At 41.4% G+C, this 9,658-nt stretch carries 5 protein-coding genes; all 5 read left to right on the top strand.

Annotated elements, in window-relative coordinates; translation table 11 throughout:
• Positions 1-76: 76 nt before the first annotated feature.
• The 5 genes from AC1ECB_RS11160 to AC1ECB_RS11140 all read left to right on the top strand — a co-directional run bounded on the left by AC1ECB_RS11160 (position 77) and on the right by AC1ECB_RS11140 (position 9,648).
• A complete protein-coding gene (locus tag AC1ECB_RS11160) occupies positions 77-3,004 on the top strand; it encodes an acyl-CoA dehydratase activase (RefSeq protein ID WP_485668759.1) in 2,928 nt (975 codons plus the stop codon).
• A 4-nt stretch (positions 3,005-3,008) separates the two neighbouring features.
• Entirely contained in the window at positions 3,009-4,409 is a 1,401-nt protein-coding gene (locus AC1ECB_RS11155) for a hypothetical protein (protein WP_485668758.1), read from the top strand.
• 141 nt (positions 4,410-4,550) lie between these two features.
• On the top strand, positions 4,551-5,375 hold the full coding sequence (gene nudC / locus AC1ECB_RS11150) for an NAD(+) diphosphatase (RefSeq protein ID WP_485668757.1): 825 nt from the start codon (positions 4,551-4,553) through the stop codon (positions 5,373-5,375).
• Between the two features lie 89 nt (positions 5,376-5,464).
• Positions 5,465-6,565, top strand: a complete 1,101-nt coding sequence (locus AC1ECB_RS11145) for an efflux RND transporter periplasmic adaptor subunit (RefSeq protein ID WP_485668756.1) — start codon at positions 5,465-5,467, stop codon at positions 6,563-6,565.
• Positions 6,562-9,648: an efflux RND transporter permease subunit gene (locus tag AC1ECB_RS11140; RefSeq protein ID WP_485668755.1), complete on the top strand. Its 3,087-nt coding sequence runs from the start codon at positions 6,562-6,564 to the stop codon at positions 9,646-9,648. Before AC1ECB_RS11145 ends, AC1ECB_RS11140 begins: the two co-directional genes overlap by 4 nt.
• Positions 9,649-9,658: the final 10 nt, after the last annotated feature.

Here is a 9,658-nt window from a genome sequence, read left to right as displayed (position 1 = left end):
TGAACCAGCCGCCTGCAGAGGCGGGAGTCTTAACTCGCCGCAAAAGATAAACAGGGATTAGAGGAGGCAAAGGGACATGGGGAATATTACCGGGGATACTTTTTGTGAGGGTTTGGAGATAGGTTCTGTAGCTGTTAAGTGGGTCCGCAGGATAAATTCACAAGAGTACTATATGGGAATGAAACGACATGAAGGAAACCCATTGGAAAAGGTTCAGGAAATTATCAAACGGTACCCGGCACAAGGAAAAGTCAAAATGGTAGTTACCGGACAAGCTGTAAAAGGATTATTTAATTTGCCATACCGTTCTGAATCGGAATGCTTAGAAAGAGCATTGGCGCATTTTGATTTAAAACCAGATATATTGCTTTCGCTTGGCGGAGAAATTTTTAGTGTGTATACATTGAAAGACGGGCAGATTCGCAATATTATTCCTTCATCAAAGTGTGCCGCCGGGACAGGCGAGTTTTTAGTCCAGCAACTTCAAAGGATGGATTTGACATTAGATCGTGGAATTCAAGAGAGCCTGAAGGGAAACCCGGTGGATTTGGCTACCCGTTGTTCTGTTTATTGCAAATCAGATGCCACGCATAAACTCAATAAAGGCGAATGCAGCCGCGCGGATATTGCCAAATCGTTGATTGATGATTTGGCAAAAAAAGTATATAAAATGGTGGCAGCAGCGCGGTGGGAAACAAGGTCGATTATGATTATTGGCGGGCTAGCCTTAAATGAGCCATTTATTGAACAATTGCGTCGGTTATTTAAAGACTCGGAGCTGATAGTGCGGGAAGAAAGTCCTTGTTTTGAGGCTTTTGGCGCATCATTGTTTGCAGATGAATTACCTCAGCAAGAAGCTGTTTCCTATTCAAATATCAGTGTTAAGGAGCCACAAGCTCCTTTTAGCATGCCGCCTCTTCGCCAGGCGGAAAACCTTCTTGATTATAGGGTACAGGGGAATTATGCCCATAAAGTGGTTGAAGGCGCAGCTTATATTATGGGGGTCGATGCCGGCTCAACTACTACTAAGGCGATTCTTTTTAATCTATCACGGGGAACTGTTGATGCAAACTGTTATCTGCGAACTCACGGAAACCCCATAACTGCGGTGAATAATTGTTTGCAGGAATTGGTTAAACAGGTGGGCGAAAAAAAGATTCATGTTGTTCAAATTGCAGTCACAGGGTCCGGCAGAGGAATTGTTTCCGTATTTTTTGAAAACTGCCCAAGTTTTAATGAGATTTTATCGCATGCCAGAGCAGCGGCAGAAGAAGTACCGGATGTGGATACGGTGTTTGAAATCGGCGGGCAAGATTCGAAGTTTATTTCCTTCCTCAACGGAATTCCTGTCGACTACGCCATGAATGATGGCTGTTCAGCCGGGACTGGTAGTTTTCTTGAAGAAGCAGTGTCTGTAGATATGGGAATTTCTGTTGAAGATATCAGCAAAAAGGCTGAAAGCAGCCTGCAGCCGATTGCTTTTGGAGAACGGTGTGCCGCTTTCATCAATACTGATTTACGCAGTGCCCTGCAACAGGGGGCACTGCCGGAGGATGTTATTGCCGGCCTTGTTTATTCAATTATACGAAATTATATTTCCCGTTTAGTCGGCGTAAGAGAAGTGGGAGAAAGGTTACTGTTTCAAGGCGGAGTAGCCCTGAATAGATCAGTTGCCCTGGCGATAGCGGCTTTAACCCAACGCAAAGTAGTTGTACCACAATATCCGGAGTTAATGGGGTGTGTCGGCAGTTGCCTAATGGCCCAGGATATGATTAACGAAGGAGAACTTTCGCAAAAAACATATAACTTGGGAGAGTTACTCAAAGGTTCTATGGAAGTAAAAGGAACATTCAAATGCCCGGCTTGTGAAAATATATGCGAAATTAAAAAGATTCAAGTCCGGGGCAAAGAATTTCCGTTTGGCGGATTATGTTCAAAATATGAGGTAAAGCCAAAACACAGCCGGTTAAAGGATGAAGGACAGGATCTGGTTGCGGTTCGCAATCAACTGATGTTTGAAAAATATGGTGCCGAAACATTTCGTCACCCCCGGGGTACGATCGGGATTCCCCTGGCTTTAACTACGTATGAGTTCTACCCATTTTATGCTAAACTCATCAATGAGTTGGGATTTAATGTTAGTTTATCCAAGGCCTCCAAAGAGGGAAACGCAAAAACATTGGGATCGATCTGCTACCCCTGTGAGATCGCGCACGGCGCAGTCTATGATTTGTTGCAGCAAGGGGTTGACCACATTTTTTTACCCCATGTTTTTGAGGGGAAAAACCCGGATCACCAAGCGCATAATTATATTTGCGGTAATGCGGAAATTGTTCCGGATTTGGTTCGAACCGCATTTAATCTCGACAGCGGCAGGCTGTTGCAGCTCCCAATCAGTTTTTCGGATGAATTTAGAGAGGCTTCGCTTAAACAGATCGGAAAGTTAGGGGAGCAGCTATGTATTGATAAAAATATTGCAGTGAGAGCCGGTGAACGTGCCTTTGCCCGCTATGAGTCCTATAAAACAGAATTTGAGCAATTTAAAAAGGAGAATTTATACAAGATAATTACTGAGCCAACGATTGTTCTCGCTGGCAGGCCCTATGTAATTTGTTCTGCAGAAGCTAATTTGGCTTTGCCCCGGAAAATAACCAGCAGAGGATATAATGTAGTCACTGCCGATATGTTGCCGCAAGTGGAAGAAAACGGAACTGACCGCAATGGTGTTTGGTATTTTACCAGACAGACTATAAATGCCATCAATTATGCGAAAAAAACGCCTAACGTATATATTTGCCTGGTATCCTGTTTTTCCTGTGTGCCTGATGTCAGCATGTATCATACTTTCCGTAGTAAATTAGCGGGAGAAGTATTTTGCTATTTAGAATTCGACTCACATACTGCTCATGCCGGTTTTGAAACTCGCGTAGGCGCATTTTTAGATATTATTGAACTTAAAGAGCGGGAAATGTCCAAAAAAAGAAATTTTAAATTGGAGGCCTAATAGAATGATGAACCAAAATTTTAAGGCTGCTTCTTTCTCGGAGGATTTCACTCATATTATTGATGGTAATGGTAATAAATTTACTTTCGGTGACCAGCAAGTAGAACACATTTGGCCGATTAACCAGTATATGTTTAATGCAACACCTTTTCTTAAAAGCATCTTTGAACAGCGGGGCTGGCGTGTCAGATTTTTAGAACCAACCTTCGATATGATGTACTATTCTAAGCTATTATGTTCTGGCAGGGAATGTCCATCACTGAATTTATTTGCAGGAATGTACTATGAGGATATTGCCAAAAATTATGTGAAAGATGATCTATTTGTCTATTGGGGGGTTGAACATGCCTGTCCTTGTCAAATTGGCGCCTGGCCTGATGCCTGGGAAGTTTTTTCGGAAAGGATAGGAAACCCTAATGTCCTTTATTCTGTTTTTACTACTTTGGAAAACAATTATCTTGGACAAGGACTTGAATTTGGCAAGGATATAGTAACCGCTTTTGTTTTGGGCGATTTATTTGATGAAGCAGAATGGGCTTTAAAAATCATCTCACTTGATAAGGAAGAAGCATCTGGAATATTCCATGAAGAAATGCTCAAAGTTGTCCCTAATCTTCATAAAGGGATGCAGGAACTGGAAAGCTCCTTGGAAGAATGGGCCAGGAAGATAAGAAAAATCCCTTTAAAAGCCACACTGGATGAAACGCCAAAAGTACTGTTGTTTGGCGGGGGCTCTATGGCTTTTATCCGGGAACCGTTAATCACATATTGCAGCCAACAGGGAATCATTCCCAAAATCGTGGGATTTCACGAATTTCTACTCTATCTTTTTTCCGATTGCGCCAGAAGCTATGGATTTAAAAAGGGGTATGACAGCTTAGAACAGCAATTTAATTTAGGATCAATAATTTCTTCTTCCTTTAATTCCCCGCAAGACGCCCAGGAAGGCAATCTTGCCATATCTTCGTGTTTTACATTACAGCTTGCTGATTTCATGAATCAACGGTTTCGTAAAGCGATTCAAGGTTCAGGTATTGTATATGATAAACATGTATCCTATACAAATATTTTAAAAGAAGGTCACCGGTTAATAAACGACAATGTTTTTACTGAGGCAAGTGTTGCGGTAGGGAAGTATCTAAGTTCAATTGAGACAGGAGTTTTCGACGGACTCGTTAATATAGCTTTGTTCACCTGTCAACCATCCATAAATGGTCAAGCTTTTATTCGAGCCTTATCTCATCAATATGATATTCCTTTTGCCGGCCTGGAGTTGGAAGGACCCTGGTTATCAGCAAACCATCACCGTCTATTAGAAAATGTGATATTCCAGGCGCGGCGTTTACGGCAGGAAAAAAATACCTGGACTATCACCGCTGACTGGCGCTCCACAACAACAGGTTGATCAGCCTGAATCAGCTCGGTCGAATAATTTTTTGCCAGATAATAGAATATTGCACCACTTTTTATTGACAGAATATCCATAATAAGGATACAATGAAATAAATCTGCAGTGATATTTATAATATGAAAAGAGGAGAGCATAATGAACTTTAAATCTGGATGTGTTCCGCCAGAACAGACTGATGAACCGGTATATTATTTTTTATTCCAGCAGAATAAGTTGTTGGTAAAAAAAGTGGACGGAGGTTTTGCGATTCCATCTTCAGATGATCTTGATAGTAGTAAAATTAAACTTACAAATAGGCATTACATTGGCAACATAGGCGAACAGGCATGCTATACAGCAGTATATGCTGCCGGGCAATTAGTGCCAGGTAATATGGAATTTCAAGGACTTATGGACTTATATGGTCAAATTGAAGACAATATGTTTAGGGTTGCAGGTTGTGCAATACAGATAATCACTTGGGATGAGACACATCAATTCTGCGGAAAATGCGGTGAACCTACCGTAACGAAAGCAGATGAACGCGCTAAAGTCTGCCCAAAATGTGGTTATATGTCTTTTCCCCGTTTGTCTCCAGCAGTGATATTATCAATAACAAAGGGAGACAAGATTCTGTTAGTAAAGAATCTAAAAACCGATTTTTATACAGTTGTTGCCGGATTTGTGGAGGCTGGAGAAACGCTGGAGGAATGTTTAAAAAGGGAAGCCAGAGAGGAGGTAGGTATTGAAATAAAAAATATAACTTATTTTGGAAATCAGCCGTGGCCATTTCCCCATTCCCTGATGCTGGCATTTAATGCAGAGTATGATAAAGGTGATCTTAACATCGAACGTAATGAACTTCTACATGCAGATTGGTATACAGTTGATGACATTCCGCGAATCAAACTTAAACCTATTCCATTTAGCATTGCCAGAAAGTTAATTTCTTCATTTATCGAAAAAAATAAACATTCTTAGTTGATTGCTTGGTTACATGGGGTAGGGTAATAACCTTGCCCTTTTATTTTGAAAATAGGTAAATAAAACGGATGAGAGGGGGGGCTTGTGTGACAAAATCAGAAAAACCACGACGATACGTTGTGGGAGTTTATATTTGCTTGATTCTGTTGATAGGTGCAAACCTAAGCGGATGTTCTAAACCGCAGCCTGTAACAGAGGAAATTTCAGCAGTGCGTACGCAAATTGTTGAAGAGAATTTCTATAGTATAAATTCTAACTATTCCGGCGAGGTACGCGGTCGTTATGAAAGCCAGCTGGCTTTTCAGGTAAACGGAAAGATTATTAAACGAAATGTGGATTTGGGGAGTGTAGTCAAACCTGGTGATGTTCTAATGCAAATTGAACCAAAAGATATTCAACAGACTCTGAATATTAATTCAGCTCAGGTAAACTCTGCCGAATCACAAGTAGCACTTGCTGGGAGTAACCTTGCGCGCTACAAGCAGTTATATGAACAAAATGCTATTAGCCGGGCACAGTACGATCAGTATCAAACTGCTTATGACACTGCCGTGGCTGATCGCAACAAAGCGTTGGCCCAATATGCACAAAGCGCCAATCAAATGGATTACAGCAGTCTCTATGCTGATAGTCCGGGAGTGATTTCCGGCATCAATGCTGAAATCAATCAAGTGGTAAGTGCCGGACAGTCGATTATTACGCTTGTCAAGGACGGCGCATTGGAAGTAGAAATCAGTATTCCGGAGAATCGTATCGAAGAAGTTCGTAATGTACAACAAGTATATGTCACATTTTGGGCACTGCCAAATGTTGTAGTAAATGGAGAAGTAAGAGAAATCTCACCGATGGCGGATAAGATATCCCGGACCTATAAAGTGCGTATCAGCCTGCCTGATGCTCCGCAGAGCATTAAGCTAGGCATGACAGCTAATGTCACAATTACAGATCCTAACAGTAAAAAGACATTATATATTCCAGTGACGGCGATTTATCAGACACAAGATCAGCCGTATATTTGGGTTGTCAATAACGACATAGTTAATCTAAGTCCCATTACAATTGGTACCATTGGTGATGGAAAAGTTCAGGTTGTTGAAGGGCTGCAAGCAGGTGCGGTTATCGTCACGTCAGGAGTGCATAAGTTGCGCGAAGGGCAAAGAGTGCGTATTGCAGGTGATGTCTTATGAAGAATATCAATTTAACAGAATGGGCCCTGCAGCATAAACAACTGGTATACTATTTCATTGTGGTTATACTGCTAGTAGGGAGCTTCTCCTATGTTCAATTAGGACGAATGGAAGAACCTGATATGGTACTCCACACAATGCTTGTTTCTATAGAGTGGCCAGGGGCTAACGCGCGTCAGGTAGAAGAACAGGTTACTGATAAAATTGAAAAAAAACTGCAGGATACACCTAAGCTGGACTATATAAGAAGTTATTCACGTCCAGGACAAGCATTGATTTATGTCAATTTAAAAGAAACTGTGAATCCCAAGGATATCCGTCCAATCTGGCTGGAAGTGCGCAATATGGTAAATGATATCAGGCATACGTTACCGCAAGGCATTGAGGGGCCATATTTTAATGATCGGTTTGATGATGTGTTTGGTAACATTTATGCATTGACTTCTGATGAATTTACCTATGAGGAAATGCGAAAAAAGGCTGAACAAATACGGCGGATTTTATTGGGCGTACAAAGCGTGAAGAAAGTTGATCTGATAGGGGTCCAAACAGAAAGAATCTTTATTGAAATCGAAAGCAGCAAGCTGGCTCAGCTTGGAATTGATCCAAATTCCATTATAAGCGCTATTCAAACCCAAGATGCTATGGCAGCTTCAGGATCAATCGAAACATCGTCAGATAATATTTATTTACGTGTCACGGGGATGTTTGACGATATTGAGAGTATTCGTAATTTACCTATTCGTGCCAATAACCATACAATCAGATTAGCTGATATCGCAAATATACAGCGAAATTATGCTGATCCAATTGAGCCAAAGATGTTTTATAATGGTCAAGCGGCAGTCGGTCTTGCGGTATCAATGGAAAATGGCGGTAATATACTAAATCTGGGTAAAGATCTGAATAAAACTATAACCAGGATTAAACAGAATTTACCGGTAGGGTTTACAATTAGCCAAGTGTCAAATCAACCCAGAGTGGTTGAAGAATCAATTGGCGAATTTGTTAAAACACTGGGTGAGGCTGTAATCATTGTACTGGTTGTCTGCTTTTTTAGTCTTGGCATACGTTCAGGACTTGTTGTAGCTGTAGGCATGCCACTGATTTTCGCTGGCGTATTTATATGTATGAGAATAGCAGATATTGATTTACATAAGATCTCATTAGGATCATTAATTATTGCCTTGGGATTAATGGTAGATGACGCTATCATTTCCTTAGAAATGATGTCAGTTAAAATGGAGCAAGGCTGGGACCGGGCTAAGGCTGCTTGCTACGCGTATACGGCTACTGCTTTTCCAATGCTGACAGGAACGCTTATTACGTGTGCAGGCTTCATTCCCTTAGGACTGGCTAAAGGTGATTCAGCAGATTTCACGAGCAGTATTTTCAAAGTTGTTACCATCGCCTTACTGATATCATGGTTTGTATCTGTTCTGGTAACTCCTTTATTGGGGTATAAACTAATTAAGTCAAAGCCTGGCGAAAAAGATGGTTATGCTGTGTATGATGCGAAATTTTATCAGCTGTTCCGGCAGATTCTTACATGGTGTTTAGGTCATCGAAAACTGGTGCTTGGTATAACGATGGTCTGTTTTCTCGGGGCTATTGGTTTACTGCAATTCGTAAGAGAGGAATTTTTTCCGCCATCCATGCGTCCTGAACTTATTGTTGAATTGACCTTACCTGAAGGGTCTTCCCTCCAGTCAACCGAATATGAGGCCCAGAGATTTGCTGAATATCTTACTGACGATACCAATATTAGCAGTTACAGTTATTATGTTGGTCAGGGTGCACCCAGGTTAGTAATATGTATGGAAGCAATGCCTCAGGCTAACAATTATGCCCAGTTTATTATTGTGGCTAAAGATATAAAAACACGTGCAGAATTGATGCAAAAAATCAATAAATTGTTTGCGGAAAAATTTGATAATGTACGTGGGCATATCAATTTAATCCAGACCGGCCCGCCTGCGGACTATCCTGTCATGTTTAGAGTGTCAGGATATGAGCATGCAAAAGTAAAGGAAATTTCTAACCAGGTAAGTGAGATCATGGCGCAAAATTTATGGCTACGCAATATAAATGTTAACTGGAATGAAAAAATTAAAGTCATGCATTTAGAGATTGATCAGGACAAAGCGCGTATACTTGGAATAAATAGTCAGGCATTGGCATCGGCTTTGCAAAACCAGATATCTGGAGCGAAGGTGGCAGAATTTCGGGAACGGGACCAAACAATTGGCATTGTTTGTCGTATGGACTCTCAGAATAGAAAAGATTTAGCCCATATAAAAGATATGCCTATTCATATCGGTAATGGCCAATTTGTTCCACTGGAGCAAATTGCCCGAATCCACTTTGAGGCTGAAGAAGGCTTAATTTGGCGTCGTAATCTTAAACCAACCATAACCGTGCAGGCCGAGGTAGTATCAGGAATTACTGGAAATGACGCAACTAAGCAAGTATATAAAGAGCTAAACGATATCCGTAATAATTTACCTTTAGGTTATAACATCGATATTGGCGGTTCACTCGAAAGAAGTATTTCATCCCAGGAATACCTGGCGCTGCCTGTGCCAATTATGATGTTAATTATTCTTACCTTATTAATGTTGCAGTTTGAGAAAATGTCACTGGTGATTTTGACGATATTAACCGCTCCGTTGGGTATTATTGGGGTTAGTCTCTCAATGATATTGACGCAGCGCCCAATGGGTTTTGTGGCTCAACTTGGCATTTTGGCTCTTTCCGGTATGATCATACGAAACTCAGTAATTCTGGTGGATCAGATTGAAAAGCACATTGCAGCTGGAGCAACACCTTGGGATGCAATTATCGACTCTGCGGTACAAAGGTTTCGCCCCATTATGCTCACTGCCGTAACAGCCATGCTGGGGATGATTCCCTTGGTGCTAAGCAATTTTTGGGGTCCTATGGCTGTAGCCATCGCAGGCGGATTATTTGGGGCCACTGTGTTAACACTGCTGGTCTTGCCGACCATGTATGCGGCATGGTTCAATGTGAATCAAAATAAGGCTGTAGTACAAGATACCGATCATAATGCGATGGTACCATGAACCCTTAACC

Source organism: Sporomusa sp. 246TCP1 (genome assembly GCF_057319775.1).
Note: the sequence above shows the minus strand (reverse complement) of the source record. Positions and strands in the feature narration are given on the sequence as shown.

Excerpts from the sequence above, each read along its gene's own strand:
- AC1ECB_RS11140 (WP_485668755.1), top strand. The coding sequence starts at position 6,562 with ATGAAGAATATCAATTTAACAGAATGGGCCCTGCAGCATAAACAACTG.
- nudC (WP_485668757.1), top strand. The coding sequence starts at position 4,551 with ATGAACTTTAAATCTGGATGTGTTCCGCCAGAACAGACTGATGAACCG.
- AC1ECB_RS11155 (WP_485668758.1), top strand. The coding sequence starts at position 3,009 with ATGATGAACCAAAATTTTAAGGCTGCTTCTTTCTCGGAGGATTTCACT.
- AC1ECB_RS11160 (WP_485668759.1), top strand. The coding sequence starts at position 77 with ATGGGGAATATTACCGGGGATACTTTTTGTGAGGGTTTGGAGATAGGT.